At 67.4% G+C, this 13,636-nt stretch carries 13 protein-coding genes and 1 pseudogene; 7 read left to right on the forward strand and 7 right to left on the reverse strand.

The window, feature by feature from the left end; all coding sequences use genetic code 11:
• Positions 1-446: 446 nt before the first annotated feature.
• Positions 447-2,438: a peptidase M6 gene (locus ACIRQP_RS39055; protein ID WP_403899656.1), complete on the forward strand. Its 1,992-nt coding sequence runs from the start codon at positions 447-449 to the stop codon at positions 2,436-2,438.
• Between the two features lie 130 nt (positions 2,439-2,568).
• On the opposite strand, the pseudogene ACIRQP_RS39060 reads toward ACIRQP_RS39055, so the two are convergent.
• From ACIRQP_RS39060 to ACIRQP_RS39070, 3 genes and pseudogenes are all read right to left on the reverse strand, one after another.
• Positions 2,569-2,711 (reverse strand): annotated as a pseudogene (locus tag ACIRQP_RS39060) (IS481 family transposase); the annotation flags it as partial.
• Between the two features lie 175 nt (positions 2,712-2,886).
• Positions 2,887-3,567 carry an NAD(P)-dependent oxidoreductase gene (locus tag ACIRQP_RS39065; protein WP_403899658.1) on the reverse strand — a complete coding sequence of 227 codons (681 nt, stop codon included), beginning with the start codon at positions 3,565-3,567 and terminating at the stop codon, positions 2,887-2,889.
• Between the two features lie 199 nt (positions 3,568-3,766).
• Complete coding sequence (locus ACIRQP_RS39070; protein WP_403899661.1) at positions 3,767-4,624, reverse strand: oxidoreductase; 858 nt, start codon at positions 4,622-4,624, stop codon at positions 3,767-3,769.
• Between the two features lie 101 nt (positions 4,625-4,725).
• Between ACIRQP_RS39070 and ACIRQP_RS39075 the strand changes: the two genes are divergently transcribed.
• Both ACIRQP_RS39075 and ACIRQP_RS39080 read left to right on the forward strand, forming a co-directional pair.
• Complete coding sequence (locus ACIRQP_RS39075; RefSeq protein ID WP_403899664.1) at positions 4,726-5,343, forward strand: TetR family transcriptional regulator; 618 nt, start codon at positions 4,726-4,728, stop codon at positions 5,341-5,343.
• Between the two features lie 76 nt (positions 5,344-5,419).
• The gene (locus ACIRQP_RS39080; protein WP_403899667.1) at positions 5,420-5,611 is read left to right on the forward strand and encodes a hypothetical protein; all 192 of its coding nucleotides are present in this window, start codon (positions 5,420-5,422) and stop codon (positions 5,609-5,611) included.
• A 73-nt stretch (positions 5,612-5,684) separates the two neighbouring features.
• Here ACIRQP_RS39080 and ACIRQP_RS39085 read toward each other — a convergent pair whose 3' ends face one another.
• The gene (locus tag ACIRQP_RS39085) at positions 5,685-7,202 is read right to left on the reverse strand and encodes a GMC family oxidoreductase (RefSeq protein ID WP_403899670.1); all 1,518 of its coding nucleotides are present in this window, start codon (positions 7,200-7,202) and stop codon (positions 5,685-5,687) included.
• 638 nt (positions 7,203-7,840) lie between these two features.
• Between ACIRQP_RS39085 and ACIRQP_RS39090 the strand changes: the two genes are divergently transcribed.
• Together ACIRQP_RS39090 and ACIRQP_RS39095 are read left to right on the forward strand one after the other, a co-directional pair.
• Positions 7,841-8,740: an MBL fold metallo-hydrolase gene (locus tag ACIRQP_RS39090; RefSeq protein ID WP_403899673.1), complete on the forward strand. Its 900-nt coding sequence runs from the start codon at positions 7,841-7,843 to the stop codon at positions 8,738-8,740.
• A 15-nt stretch (positions 8,741-8,755) separates the two neighbouring features.
• Positions 8,756-9,079, forward strand: coding sequence for an HNH endonuclease (locus ACIRQP_RS39095; protein ID WP_403899676.1), 324 nt, complete (start codon positions 8,756-8,758; stop codon positions 9,077-9,079).
• 596 nt (positions 9,080-9,675) lie between these two features.
• On the opposite strand, the gene ACIRQP_RS39100 is transcribed toward ACIRQP_RS39095, so the two are convergent.
• The gene (locus ACIRQP_RS39100) at positions 9,676-9,876 is read right to left on the reverse strand and encodes a CGNR zinc finger domain-containing protein (protein WP_403899678.1); all 201 of its coding nucleotides are present in this window, start codon (positions 9,874-9,876) and stop codon (positions 9,676-9,678) included.
• Here ACIRQP_RS39100 and ACIRQP_RS39105 point away from each other — a divergent pair.
• Positions 9,875-10,279 carry a hypothetical protein gene (locus ACIRQP_RS39105; protein WP_403899681.1) on the forward strand — a complete coding sequence of 135 codons (405 nt, stop codon included), beginning with the start codon at positions 9,875-9,877 and terminating at the stop codon, positions 10,277-10,279. The two genes, ACIRQP_RS39100 and ACIRQP_RS39105, sit on opposite strands and share 2 nt — an antisense overlap.
• Before the next feature lie 37 nt (positions 10,280-10,316).
• Here the strand turns inward: ACIRQP_RS39105 and ACIRQP_RS39110 are convergent, their stop codons facing one another.
• Entirely contained in the window at positions 10,317-11,078 is a 762-nt protein-coding gene (locus ACIRQP_RS39110; protein WP_403899684.1) for a hypothetical protein, read from the reverse strand.
• A gap of 397 nt (positions 11,079-11,475) precedes the next feature.
• Between ACIRQP_RS39110 and ACIRQP_RS39115 the strand changes: the two genes are divergently transcribed.
• Complete coding sequence (locus ACIRQP_RS39115; RefSeq protein ID WP_403899687.1) at positions 11,476-12,105, forward strand: class I SAM-dependent methyltransferase; 630 nt, start codon at positions 11,476-11,478, stop codon at positions 12,103-12,105.
• 415 nt (positions 12,106-12,520) lie between these two features.
• Here ACIRQP_RS39115 and ACIRQP_RS39120 read toward each other — a convergent pair whose 3' ends face one another.
• Positions 12,521-13,273 (reverse strand): dienelactone hydrolase family protein, encoded by a 753-nt coding sequence (locus ACIRQP_RS39120; protein WP_403899690.1) that lies wholly within the window; start codon positions 13,271-13,273, stop codon positions 12,521-12,523.
• Positions 13,274-13,636: the final 363 nt, after the last annotated feature.

Genomic DNA, 13,636 nt, shown 5'->3' on the forward strand with positions numbered 1-13,636 from the left:
TGGTCGGTACGTCACCGCGACATGTCTCGTCCGGGACAAGACGGCCGGAACGACGCCCTCGCACCATTCCTCTCAGTGTTCGCCATAACGCACGAAGAGCTTTCGTAGCACTGAACGAAGCACCCCGCACGAGCAGATGAAAGCCGAGGCGAAGGCGGTCTGCGCACGTCATGGACCCCCTGAGCGGCCTCACTCGGCCTGTTCGCCACACCGAACATGACATGACGGGCCATTCGATCCGGGCGATGAGCCGAACGACGCCGCGCCGCGGAGACCGGCACCTGGCCGGAGAGCGTGCGGACGCCCGCCCAACACCGAAGCGGACACGGCTGTTGACACTCTCCGATACCCCACATACGCTCCGCGTGTTCGCTTTACAGAACGATAGACCTGTGCTAGGTCGAGGGGATCTCATGCGTTCAAGACTGTTCAGAGGGAATCCGAAAGTGCCCGCGGTGCTGGCGGTCGCTCTGACCGCCGCCCTTCTCGGCGGTGGCGCCGGCACCACCGCCACCGCGCCCACGCCCGTCGACAAGAAGGCGGGCGCCGATCCGTTCGCTCCCGTCGACCCGCAGTCCTGGCAGGACCAGCAGGACATGACCTGGAGCGACTACCGGGCCGTTCCCGGTACGGACTGGGCCGATCCGAAGCGGGAGCCCACCGAGAAGAAGCTGAAGATCGCCGTACTGGCCATCGACTTCCCCGACCAGCCGTTCGTGATGACGCAGCCCAAGGGCAGCGACGTCTTCAAGAACCCTCAGATCGACCCGGTTCCACGCACCGAGATCCCGCAGTTCTACGCGGACTTCTGGAACAAGCCCAGCGAACTCAACCACGGGCACACCGTCAACGAGTACTGGATGGAACAGACCGACGGGCGGATCGGCGTCGAGTTCGTCCCCTTCTCCCCCTACCGGGCCCCGCGGAACTCCTACGAGTACGGCGTCAACGACATCGGCCAGGAGGGCGACGGGTGTCCGGCCGCGCACACCTGTGACGGTTCGATCGAGGACGACATCGACCCAATGTGGCTCGACGACGTCGGCGAGGCGGAGTCCAAGACGTACGACCGGGTCTTCCGCCTCTACGCCGGCTACGACGAGACCTCCGTGTGGCAGGAGTTCGGCGAGATGATGTTCCAGAACAAGGAGGACATCCCCGACGAGTGGGGGCCGCCCGACCCGGCGCTGCCGAACTGGGTCCGCGGCCGGTACAGCGAATGGACGTCGTGGAAGGCCGGATCCCAGCTCTGGGGCAACTCCGGTATCCGGCAAGGTGAGAGCTCGGGGACCATCACCCACGAGATCACCCACACGTTCGACATCGGCGACAACGCCAACAACCCGTACGTACCGCCCTATCACCGTTCGGGCACGGGTCCCTTCGATGGAATGGACCGGGGATCGTTCAACGGGCCCGGAGGGCCGCACAACCGCTGGCAGGTGCCCGCGACGCAGGGTGCGTCGATGCCCGCCGGACATACGCTGCGCACCAGGATGAAGCTCGGTTTCATCGATGACGAGCAGGTCCTGAACCTCACCCCCGAGGCGCTGAAGGCCAACGGCCCCGCGGTGTTCGAGGTGCGGGCCCGTACCGCCGCCGTACGCGAGGACGCCCTCCAGGGGGTCCGCATCGACCTGGGCAAGGACCGGACGCCGTCCTGCGACGTGGCCAAGGACCCGATGTGCTCGGGGCCGGGCTTCACGGACTACACCATCGAGACGGTGCAGCGGATCGGCACCGACTCGTTCACCCCGGACAACGGCGTGCTGCTCACCAAGAACAAGCCCTACGACAACGAGAACAACAGCTGCGGATACCTCTGCTTCAGCTGGATGATCGACGCCAATCCGCAGGACATCGGCATGGTCGACTACAAAAAGCCCGACGGCACACCCGTCATGCGCTCCATCGGCGACTACCGGCAGCTCAACGACGGCCTGTTCCACGCCGGGACCGACTCGGGGAGTGAGTACGAGTACGTCGACCGCGCCAACGGGCTCCACTTCTACGTCATCGACAAGCGGCTGAACCGGAAGGGAGAGCTCTCCTACGTCATCGCCGTCAGGTCCCTCGACGGATCGGGTCCACAGAAGCGGGGCGTCGCGCTGAGCCACGGCAGCCCCGAGGGGAAGCCGGGCGGGACCGGGACCACATGCCGGTTCGATCTCACCAACACGGGGCGCGGCGCGAGCGGCGCGGAGGCCCAACACCAGAAGTCGGACGTCTACCGGCTGACGGCCCAGGTCGACGGCAAGGGCTGGCGGGTGGCACTGCCCAACCAGCTGGCCACGGCGGAGGCCGGCGGGTCCACCGACGTGAAGGTCGCGGTGGCGGCGGGCGACGGCGCCGCCCGCACGGGAAAGGTGTCGCTGACCGCGCGGTCCGAGAGCGATCCTTCGCGGACTGCGACGGCGACGTGCGGCGTGCGCCGCTGATTCGCCGTGATTCGCAGTTGATTGCGGTCAGTTGCAGTTGATCGGCAGCCGATTCGCCGGGCGGGCCGAATGCCCTGTCCTCGAGCTCCGGACGGCCTTGGCAGGCCCGTCCGGAGCTTGAGACCGGCCAGGCAGGGTTGTTCACCCGGCTGATGGGTGGGCTGCCGCGAGTGCGGTGTGGCAGCGGTGATGGTCGCAGGTGTGGAGGAAGTCCTCCAGGGCGGCGGTTCGTTCGGTGTTGCTGGTGCAGGAGCGGACGTAGGCCCATTCGGCGACGGGCCTGCCGGCCCGGACCCGGTCGACCAGAAGCCGTCTTCCATGGATGGTCGGCCGGGCATTGCGGTGCGACACGAAGACCTCTGCTGTGGTGTGCCTGGACATGCCTCCACTCCCTTGCCGGGCTGCTGACGCTGGTTCGCCGGGGAGTGGAGGGTTGGAGCTGCCGGGTTCAGGCCGGTGCGACGGCGTGCGCGAGGGCGGCCAGGCGGTGGGAGCCGGCGATGGCGCGGGCGGTGACGCTGTCGGCCTGGGCGTTGTGGGGTGCGACGGCGTCGGCGAAGAGCTGCATGTCGATGAGCTGCAGTTTGGTGAGGTGCTCGGCGTTGTCGACAGTGATCGCGCTGTTCAGGGCAGCGAGCGCGGCGCTGGAAGCGCTGCCTGTGCCGAGGACGTTCAGGAGCTTGGGCAGGTCGAGGCGGACGCGCTGCGCAACCTCGATGATCTCATCGATGCTCCGCTGATTCAGCATCATCAGCGTGTTGTTGAACAGCTTGGCCATCTGCCCGCTGCCCGCGCCGCCCATGTGGACGACGTTGGCCGAGAACGACGCGAAGACCGGTTCGCAGCGCTTGGCCTGAGCTTCGTCCCCGCCGACCATGGTGGTCAGCGTCTTGGTCAGGGCCCCCGCACGGGCACCGCTGACCGCGGCGTCCAGGACGTGCACGTCGCGGGCGGCGCAGATGCGGGTGAGTTCCTCGGCGAAGGCCGGCAGGCCGGTGCCGTGGTTGACCAGGACGGAGCCCGGCCGCATGGCCTCCAGCAGTCCGCCGTCCACGACGACACTGTGCACGTCGATGTCTTCGGGCAGGCACAGGCAGACGATGTCGCAGGCCACGCCGAGGTCGGCCAATGCCGGCGTGGCCGGCGTGCGGGACGCCGTCGAGGATGTCGAGGGAGGCCGGGCGGCGGGCCCAGGCGTGCAGCGGGTGGCCTGCCTCGGCGATGGCGCGGGCCATGGGGCCGCCCTGGTCGCCCAGACCGATGAAGCCGACGTGGTCCGGAGCGGTGGGGGTTATGCCTCCTTGCGGCGGCCGAGGGGTGCGGGCGGCTCAGCTGCCGATGGTGTCGAGTTCGGTGATGGCGTCGGCGGGCAGCTGGAGGTCGGCTGTGGCGATGTTCTCGCGCAGGTGTTCGCGTGAGGAGGTGCCGGGGATGACGACCGAGGTGGCGGAGCGCTGCAGCAGCCAGGCGAGGGCGACTTGCTGGGGGGAGGCGTTCAGGCGGCGGGCGACGCCGGCCAGGACGTCGGACTGCAGCGGGCTGAAACCGCCGAGCGGGAAGAACGACGCGTAGGCGATGCCCTCGCGGGCGGTGCGGTCCACCAGGTTGTCGTCCTGCCGGTTGACGAGGTTGTACAGGTTCTGTACCGCGACGACGGGCGCGATGGACTGGGCCTCGGTGAGCTGCCTGGACGATACGCCGCTCAGTCCCAGGTGCCGGATCAGGCCCTTGTCGCGCAGCTCGGCCAGCGCGGTGAACTCCTCCTCCAGGGAGTCGTCGGTCGTCCCCTCGCGAGAGGCGGTCCGCAGGTAGACCACGTCGAGTGCGTCCACGCCCAGGTGCGTGAGGTTGTCGTGCACCTGGGCCCGCAGGTCGTCCGGCGCTGTCGAGGGGATCCAGGAACCGTCCTCGCCCCGCCGTGCGCCGACCTTGGTGGCGATGGTGACGCCGTCGTAGGGGTGCAGGGCCTCCTTGATGATCTCGTTGGTGACCGCCGGGCCGTAGAAGTCGGCGGTGTCGATGCAGGTGACGCCGAGCTCGACGGCCTCGCGCAGGACGGCGACGGCCTCGGCGCGCTCGCGCGGCGGCCCGAAGACGCCCGGTCCGGCGAGCTGCATCGCCCCGTATCCCATCCGCGTGATGGTCAGGCCCTCGGCCAGGGTCAGGGTGTCGAGTGTGGTTGCCATGATCAGGCTCCTTACCGCCAGATATCTAACTGGATGGTTACTTACGCTAACACTGACCGACCGTATGTAACCAGTTAGGGATATCCGGCTATGCTGGAGCCGTGACTGACGTGAACACCGACGCGCTGCCCGCACCCCGACGCCGCCCCCGGGATGCCGAGGCGACCAAGGCTCGGTTGCTGGCGGCCGGCACCCAGGAGTTCGCCGCGCACGGCTTCGCCGGCGCCCGCATCGACCGCATCGCCGAGCGGGCCGAGGCGAACAAGCGCCTCATCTATATGTACTTCGGGGACAAGGACGCCCTGTTCACCGCGGTCCTGAAGGCCGAGATCGCCAAGCTCGTCGAGGCGGTGCCGCTCATCCCCGGCGACCTCGCCGCGTTCGCGGCCGCCCGCTTCGACTACGTCCTGGCCCATCCGCAGGTCGGCCGCCTCGCCGCCTGGCGCGTCCTCGACTCAGCCAGCCCCACCGAGGACGAACGGCAGAGCTATGCGGACAGGGTCGCTGCGATTACCGCGGCCCAGGCCGAGGGGAAGGTCAACGACCGCATCCCCGCCATCGACTTGTTCGCCATGGTCCTGAGGATCAGCGACAGCTGGCTCAGCGCCGCGCCGGGCCTGCGCTCCGTCGCGGGCGACAACCCCCAGTCCGCCGAACGCACGAAGGAACACCGCGCGGCACTCATCGACGCCGTGCGGAGCTTCACCGAACCACGCTGACCGCGACCGCGCGCCGGTACCGCCGTGGCACCCTGCGCGCACGGATGTGCGGCGACGCACAGAGAAGGACCGTGCCATGGCCCCGAACGAGGACGCCGTCGCCGGACAAGGGCTCGCCGGTCCGGCGGATGGCCGATGGACAAGGGCACTGGTGGGGCACCGGTCGGTCACGCCGGAGGTGGAGGAGGCGATCGTGGCGGTGCACGCGGAGTCAGTGCACCGCTCACGGATCAGCCTGGCGTCGAAGGAACGCCTGATTCACCAGTAGGTGCGCGACTGGCGGTCTCCTGCGCGGCCTGCTGCGATGTCAGGCCCCCACGGAGATGCCGCGGGTGGTGGCGTCAGGAGCGGATGAGTTCCGCGGCACGTTCGGCGATGGCGTAGACGGTGGCGTTGGGCGTGTTGGTGACGATGGACGGCATCACGGAGGCGTCGGCCACCCGAAGTCCGCTGATGCCGTGCAGGCGCAGTTCGGTATCGACGACTGCCAGGTCGTCGCTCCCGATCCGGCACGTCCCCACGGGGTGGAAGATGGACGCCAAGGTCCCGTCGATGTAGGCGGCGAATTCCGCTTCGTCCTGCACATCGGGTCCGGGCGCGATTTCCTGGCCGCGCCACGGGTTGAGAGGTGTGGCCTGCCCAATTCTCCTGGCGGCGCGTAGTGCAGAGATCATGGTGGTGAGGTCGTGGTCATCGCCGAAGTAATTGGGGTCGATGACCGGTGCCGCGCTCGGATCGGCACTGGCAAGCCGGAGCGTGCCGCGGCTGCGCGGCGTGGCGAGCACCGTCAAGATGGAGTACGCACGGTTGAGTTCATCTCCCGCGGCTGCGACTCCGGCCATGTCGTTGAAGACGATCAGGAAGTCGGGCGTTTCCAGACCAGGGTCGCTACGGAGCAGACCTATCGCCTCGCCGTGGTTGTTGCGTGCGGTGGGAACCGGCTGTGCGGAGGTGTACGCGACGCCGGCTACGGGGTGGTCGTGGAGGTTGTCTCCGACCCCTGGCAGGTCCAGGACGATCTCCACCCCGATTTCTTCGAGATGTGCCCGGGGACCGATGCCGGAAAGGAGAAGCAGCTGCGACGAGCCAATGGTCCCCGCCGTCAGCACCACATCCCCGGAGCAGTCGACCGACACCCTCTCGCGCCCGGTGCTGTACTCGACCCCGGTGCACCTGCTGCCTTCGACACGCACCCGGTGGACCAGGGCGTCGGTGACGACGTCGAGGTTCGTGCGGTGCCGAGCGGGGGCCAGGTAGGCGTCCGCGGCACTCTGCCGCTTGCCGTCGACGATGTTCAGGTCGACCCAGCCGAATCCCTCCTCCGTCCCGCTGCTGATGTCGGCCGCCAGTGGGTACCCGGCCTTCTCCGCCGCATCCATGCAGGCCACATGCAGGGGGCCGGGCGGGTCAGCGGGCGCCACGGTCAAGGGGCCGCCGAGTCCGCGCAGAGCGGAGCTCCGTGCCACGGCATTCTCGCAGCGCTTCATGTACGGGAGCAGGTCCTCGAAACCCCAGCCGGTCGCGCCGGCCGAGGCCCAGGCGTCGTACACCGAACGGTGCCCCCTCGCGAAGAGCATGGCGTTGATCCGCGATGATCCACCGAGGCCCCGTCCGCGTGCCAACAGCGTCGGCGTGCCGGTGGCCGTCTGCTTGACCGTGGTATCGCCCCAGTTCGCCGAGGTCTGCAACAGAGTTGGCCAGTCAGGCGGGATGGCCATCGCCTCCAGCTGCTGACCGCTGCCTGCCTCCAGCAGGAGGACACGGGCACTGTCCATCTCCGAGAGCCACGCAGCGAGCACACAGCCCGCGGTCCCACCGCCCACCACGATGTAGTCATATCCCTTGGTGTCACGCCGCATCGATCAAACTTCCCTCTTGCGCGGTCTCGACTAAAAGGAATGAATAGAAAAATCTTATGGCTGATGTTCTGGGCTCGGCAAACGGAGAAGAGTTCGGCCATCGACTCGCTGTGGAGTGGCTTCTTGCAGGAACGTCTGGTGCTGACCGCGGTCACACGCGTCCAGGCGTTCGGCGAGGGCGGGCAGGACGGCCTGCCGGCGCGGGTCCCCGCATGTGGCCGGCGCTCGCCACTCTGTGTCCCCGCCCTGCCAGGGGCGCACGGCTGTCGAAGTATCCGACGTCCTGCTGGACCACTTCCAGAGTGAAGATCACCCGATTGTTGTCGAACTTCCGCAGCAATGGTTCCGGGGACGCACGGTGGGATACCCACGTGTACGGCGGACTCGACCACTGGGGCCTCCGTGGCGGCCGACTCTCGTAGTACCGCCCTCCGGCCCGCCCCCGGCTGAGCGCCTACTTCGCCAGTGAGCACGATAGTTGGCCATTCCGAGCGCGGCACTGCCGCAGTCGTACGACATCCCGCGAGTTCTCGTGAGCACCGCTGAGTGACCGAGGCTGTGGCCAGGGACTTCCTCCTTCGAGTGCACTGTCGGGCTGTGTGTAAGCGCCCGCGTCATCCGGCGCGCAGGCTGGAGACATGGACACCATGTCGCTTGGAAACGTGGAGATCACCCGTGTGGTCGAGCTGTCCGCCAAAGGCCTCGCACGCGACTATGTCTTCCCCGACGTGCCTGTCGAGCACTGGCAGGCTCACGAGAACTGGCTCGCCCCTACCTTCCTGGACCCGGCCGCCGACGAGATCCGCATCATGATCCAGACCTGGCTGACACGCAGCGAGGGCCGGACGATCCTGATCGACACCGGCATCGGCAACGACCGGGAGCGCCCGGCCATGCCGTCCTTCCACCATCTGAACACCCACTACCTCGGTGAGCTGGCCGCGGCAGGCGTCCGCCCGCAGGACGTGGATACGGTGATCTGCACCCATGTCCACGGCGACCACGTCGGTTGGAACACCCGCCTGACGGACGACGGAGAGTGGCGGCCGACCTTCCCCAACGCCCAGTACGTCATCTCGCGTGCCGACTTCGACTACTGGAACCCGGCCAACGGACACCGGACCCGCTCCGGCCCCCGGATGGCCAACGTTTTCGAGGACAGCGTCGCCCCCGTACACCAGGCCGGGCAGACCGAGCTGTGGGAAGGCGACCACTACGACATCGACGCCCAGCTCCGTATCGAGCCCGCCCCCGGCCACACGCCCGGCTCCTCCGTCGTATGGCTGCGGTCGGGCACGGACCGGGCGGTGTTCGCCGGGGATCTGCTGCACAGTCCACTGCAGTTCGTGGAGCCGGACGACTGCTCCGGCTTCGACGAGGACGAGCCCCGCGCACGGGACAGCCGGCGCCGGGTGCTGGGGAAGGCCGCGGACCGGGGCGCCCTGCTGTTCCCTGCGCATTTCCCCGGGCCGGGCGCAGCCGAAGTGCGGCGCGTCGGCGACCGGTTCGCGGTGAAGGAGTGGGCGGCATGGCGCTGAGGCGTGATGCTCAGAATGGCCGACTACGGCGCTCAGTACTGGCGGAACCGCCGTCGCAGGAAACCGCCGCCGCCGATGGACAAGACGAGTCTTCTCCTGGCGGTCCGGCAGCAGGGGCTCTGTCCTCTCTGCCAGCAGGCGCTGATCGTCGGAGCGGAGTACGAACCGGACAGTCCACGGGAGTGGATCAATTGGTTCGCGGCCTCAAAGAAGATGCTCTACACGCATCACTTCGCCTATCGACGGGACGACGGTAGGGACGAGCGGAACGACCTTCGCCTCGTGCACTCCGAATGCCACCGCCAGCACCACGCCGGCGACGGCAAACGGACCACATGACCCTGCTGACCTGCGAAGCCCTCGTGGCTTGCTTGAGCCGGACGCGGGGAAAGCTCGCACGTCCGGTTCTGAAGGGGCCGGAGATCAGCAATGGTCTCCGGCTACCCGACCGCACCGGCCTCGTGCGACTGAGTATCGCGGTTGGCGGGCCTCGCCAACTGGGATGCCGTCAGTAACGGCGGGAACGTGATGGTGAGCGGGATCCGTAGCGGTCGGGCGGTGGCGAGGGCCATCCACCGCGGCAGAGTGGTCTTGCCACCACCTGCGCGCCCCCGTACCGGAGTTCGGCGTCGGCCGACCAGAGCATGTTCGGCTCGCTCCGAACCCATCACTTTGGAATACGTCGCGGTTTCAAGCTCAGAGTCCACGCCTCCGCGCTTCGCCTTCGGCGGCACGCTCACCCCGCTCATCGCGCTGCTCAATCGAGGTGCAGGACGTCCCGGCCTATGGGGCCCCGGCTCGACGCGGCACGACGACGCCGAGGGGCCGACGGCAAAAGCCGAGCCGGTCTTGGGCTTCACCGCCGCTCGCAGCGTGCGTTCCCATTGCCCGCTACGGTACGGCCGTAGCGGGCGGCAACCCCCGACCTCGCGTGGTCATCGTGTGAGCCGCGTTCGTGAGTAATGGCGGCGGACACGGTCGCGGTTACCGCAGTCGCCGGAACTGCACCACCGTCGGGTACCGCTGCGGCTGCGATCGAGGCACGCCGCGCGATCTGTTGCGATCCTGCGTTTCCAACTCGACGACGTCGACATCGGCAACCGCAAGCTCGTGACCGACGGCCGGGTCCGGCCCATGGACGAACTGACACTGCACGCCGCCCGCGAGTGGCTGGACCACCGACGCCGCCGCCGACCCGACACCGCCAACCCGCACCTGCTGATCAACAAGTTCACCGCCTTGGGCACAGGCCCGGTCAGCGCGGACTCCCTGACCGCACCGCTTCGCGGCCAGGCCGCCACCCTGGAACAGCTCCGCGTCGACCGGCAGCTCGAAGAAGCCCTCCCCCATGGCCCCGCCCCCTCCACCTCGCCGAGGTCTTCGGACTCGATGAGAAGACTGCGATCCGGTACGCGAGCTCCGCCCGCGCTCTCCTGGAGCGAGACCTGGAACCCAATCCCGCGACTTCACCACGAACCCGCGGGTCCAACCCCTGACATCAGGCCTCACACCGCCGTGACCAGCGGACTCATGTGCTGACGAGAACGATGAAACAACCCTGCGGGCGTAGCCGCGGCTACGCCTCACCACCAGTCAGACGTAGTGCCTCTTTGATCTTTTCGTTTCGCAGCGGCACATACTGGCCATCAACGATTCGACCTCCCCCAAAGATCTTCACGAACTCAGCCGATGTCTCTTCGTCGAGCAGAGAAGAGTTCGTCTCAAGCACCCGATTGATGCTGTCCGTAATCTGCGGAGCTGCGAGTTTCTCCATTGCGCTCTTCAACTTCAGAGAAGGATCATCGTCTTCGATGCGAGCACTGGCCAGCGCCCTCATCTGATCGGCGATGAACGCCGCAGCCGTCAGAAGCGCAAGAAGACGTTTCTGAGCTTCTGCACTGCTCATACGCGTTCCGTGCTCTTCGAGCGCGACATCAACTTCGTTGGAAAAGTCCGCAGAAGCAGCACTGCTCAGGGCGGCCATCTCGGCAGTAGCGGCTTGACTGTCAGCCTCACTCATTTCGGAACTTCCGTTCCACTTCGACTTGAGGTCACTCAACCGGCTCTTGATGTGTGGCGCAGCCTTGATGGCAACAATGGTCCCAACAACGCCCACCGCAACGCCTATGACCACCTTGAGCACCGTTGCTGACGAATCTCGCTCGTCTTCATCACGGGCAGGAAATAGCGTGACATGCGTTTCGAGCTTATTTGTGCCATCACCACGCACAAGAGGGCTAGAACCACCGGGAGTTCGCGATTGCGAAAGATGCGTTCCGCCTGGACGCCCCACCCACATTTTTTCCCAGACCATCTCGGTCAGGTCATCGGAAGCCATACTTCAACTGTACTTGCGACCACCGACGCTTTGGCGGGGAACGCAAGCGTGCCCCCAGGCAGGGGTGTTGCAAAGTCCGGTGATCTCACGAAAGCGCTGATCAGGGGGGTCCAGCACCGGATAAGCCCAAAAGGGGCCATGGGATGCTCTTGAAGCCGTGAGAGGTGTGCCTTACTGGTGTGATCGCCTAATCAACTGTCGCCGGTTCCGCGAGGAATCCAGCCAGCTGGTGACCGACTGTGGTCGCCGGCGGCGTATCGGCTCCAGGTCCCACCGGTCTCGTTGCAGAGCCGGGTGGTGGTCTTGTCGTGTAGCCGAGAGCGTCCGCGACGACGGGCGCGGGATTCGGCACGGGGCCGGAGAACAGCTGCGAACGGGGGGTGTTAACTTCCTTCCCGTGGTGGAGCATCAGGATGAGACCAGGGCGGCCTACGACGGGGTCGTCGAGCTGTATGCGTCGATGTTCGCCGATCGGCTGGAGACGCAGCCGTTCGCGCGGGCCATGCTCGGCACGTTCGCCGAGTTGGTGCGCGGGACGGGGAACCCGCGGGCGGCCGACGTCGGCTGCGGGCCCGGACATCTGACGGCCATGCTGCACGACCTGGGGCTGGATGCCTTCGGGCTCGACCTCTCACCGGGCATGGTCGACCATGCCCGGCGGGCCCATCCCGCGCTGCAGTTCGACGAGGCGCGGATGGAGGCCCTGCCAGTCGAGGACGGCGCGCTCGGCGGCGTGATGGCCCACTACTCGATGATCCACACCCCGCCTGGGGAACTACCCGCGCTGCTCGCCGAGCAGGCGCGTGTCCTGGCACCAGGTGGCCTGCTCCTGGTCTCGTTCTTCGGGACCGACGGGCCCGAGCCTGTCCGCTTCGACCACAAGGTGACGCCCGCCTATAGCTGGCCGGCGGACCGGTTCGCCGAGCTGCTGGCCGGGGCCGGGCTCGTCACGTTCGCCCGGCTGCTCCACGACCCGGCCTCTGAACGGGGCTTCCTCGACGCCCACTTGCTGGCCCGCCTCCGCTAGAGCATGGCCTTCGGTACTGATGGGCGCGCGTGGGATGCCGACGCAGAGTGTCCAGATGGCTCGGCTCGTGGCCGCGGCCCTCGGCTGGAGCAGCACCGCCACGGCGGCGTCATGGGCAGGGACCTGTCAGCCCAGTCACTCCGGCCACTGCTCGTTTTGAGGCAACTTCCCGATACGCCATGGAGATTTCAGCCGTCACACACAGTGCGGGATCACACAACCTGAGCCAGAACCGGCACTCTCGTGAACAAAGCCACGTCAGCCCAGCCGGCGAGGCGAGCCCACCCACATCGCCGCCATCAATCAACGGCTCCCCCATCGGTGAGGGTGGGCTGCGCCCGCCCTCACACCGGCTTCGAAACGTCGCCAGGACTCCTGAGCCGTGTCCTTCGGGTTTGGTTTCCGATCCGGAGCCTCAGCGGTTGGCCAGGGTGCGGTCGAGGAGGGGCAACAGGCGGTCCCAATGGCGCTGCAGCGCGGCGGGGTTGAAGGCGTCGGTGTCGGACATCGTGAAGCCGTGGACGGTGCCGGGGTAGATCTCGGAGGTGTAGCCGACCCCCGCGGCAGCCAGCGCCTGGTTGAGCTCGCCGAGGGCCTCGGGCGTCATGTCGGTTTCGGCGTGGCCGAGGTAGACCTGGGCGGTGAGCTCGGAAAGGAGGCGGTGCAGGCTGTCGGGCCCGTCGGCGCCCACGGGGCCGTGGAATCCGGCGACGGCGGCCACCTGTCCAGGGTGGGCGGCAGCGGTGCGCATCGCCAGAAGGCCGCCTATGCAGTAGCCGGTCACCGCGACCGGTCCGGCGCCGACCTCGGGTTGGGTGGTGAGGAACCTGAGGTAGGCGTCGGCATCGCTCAGGACACGTTCGGCGGTGTGTGCCTCGATCAAGGGCATCAGCTGGGCGAAGACCGCGGGCCGGGCCTCTTCTCCGATGTGCTCGGGAAGTTCGATCACCGGTGCCGGGCCGTGCCGGTAGAAGATGTTGGGAACGAGCACGTAGTACCCGTGCCCGGCCAGTTCGCGGGCCATCTCCCTCAGCACGGGCCGGATACCGAAGCCGTCCGCGTACATCAGCACCCCTGGGTGCCGCTCGCCACGGTCAGGGAAGGCGGCGAAAGCGTCGGCCTGGCCGTCCGCGGTGGGAATGTGCAGCATCTTGGTCCTGGTGGGCATGAGTTCTCCTGTCGTGGTTGACGTGTCGAGCTGTGATCAACACGACAGGAGGCGGAGCCCGCGCAGCAGCGCCAGATCCTCGATCCAACACAGGGCCAGCACCGGCCCGTACGGCGCTCAGAGGAGCGCCGGGTCACCAATCCGTGTGTGGCGCAATGCCGTCCCGGTAGTCATCGCCACACAACCTAGCCCACCGGACAGGATCGATGCCAGCCCTCCCCCAGTCCACAGTGCTGTTCCCGAGATCGGGCCCGGCGGCGGTGACTGCCCCTAGGGTGTGTCTGACAATGATCATGTCGCTGGTTGGCGGAGCCAGAGGATGAGTGAGGCGAGTTGGAGTCCGGCTCGGTAGCGGGTGGCGAG

The organism is Streptomyces sp. NPDC102274 (assembly GCF_044766385.1).
Taxonomy (GTDB): domain Bacteria; phylum Actinomycetota; class Actinomycetes; order Streptomycetales; family Streptomycetaceae; genus Streptomyces.

Bases quoted from the DNA above. Each gene is read 5' to 3' on its own strand.
- ACIRQP_RS39100 (WP_403899678.1), bottom strand. From the start codon at position 9,876: ATGGGCCGGACCCGGCCGTCGGTCACGAGCTTGCGGTTGCCGATGTCG.
- ACIRQP_RS39110 (WP_403899684.1), bottom strand. From the start codon at position 11,078: ATGGCTTCCGATGACCTGACCGAGATGGTCTGGGAAAAAATGTGGGTG.
- ACIRQP_RS39085 (WP_403899670.1), bottom strand. From the start codon at position 7,202: ATGCGGCGTGACACCAAGGGATATGACTACATCGTGGTGGGCGGTGGG.
- ACIRQP_RS39105 (WP_403899681.1), top strand. From the start codon at position 9,875: ATGGACGAACTGACACTGCACGCCGCCCGCGAGTGGCTGGACCACCGA.
- ACIRQP_RS39120 (WP_403899690.1), bottom strand. From the start codon at position 13,273: ATGCCCACCAGGACCAAGATGCTGCACATTCCCACCGCGGACGGCCAG.
- ACIRQP_RS39080 (WP_403899667.1), top strand. From the start codon at position 5,420: ATGGCCCCGAACGAGGACGCCGTCGCCGGACAAGGGCTCGCCGGTCCG.
- ACIRQP_RS39070 (WP_403899661.1), bottom strand. From the start codon at position 4,624: ATGGCAACCACACTCGACACCCTGACCCTGGCCGAGGGCCTGACCATC.
- ACIRQP_RS39095 (WP_403899676.1), top strand. From the start codon at position 8,756: ATGGCCGACTACGGCGCTCAGTACTGGCGGAACCGCCGTCGCAGGAAA.
- ACIRQP_RS39090 (WP_403899673.1), top strand. From the start codon at position 7,841: ATGGACACCATGTCGCTTGGAAACGTGGAGATCACCCGTGTGGTCGAG.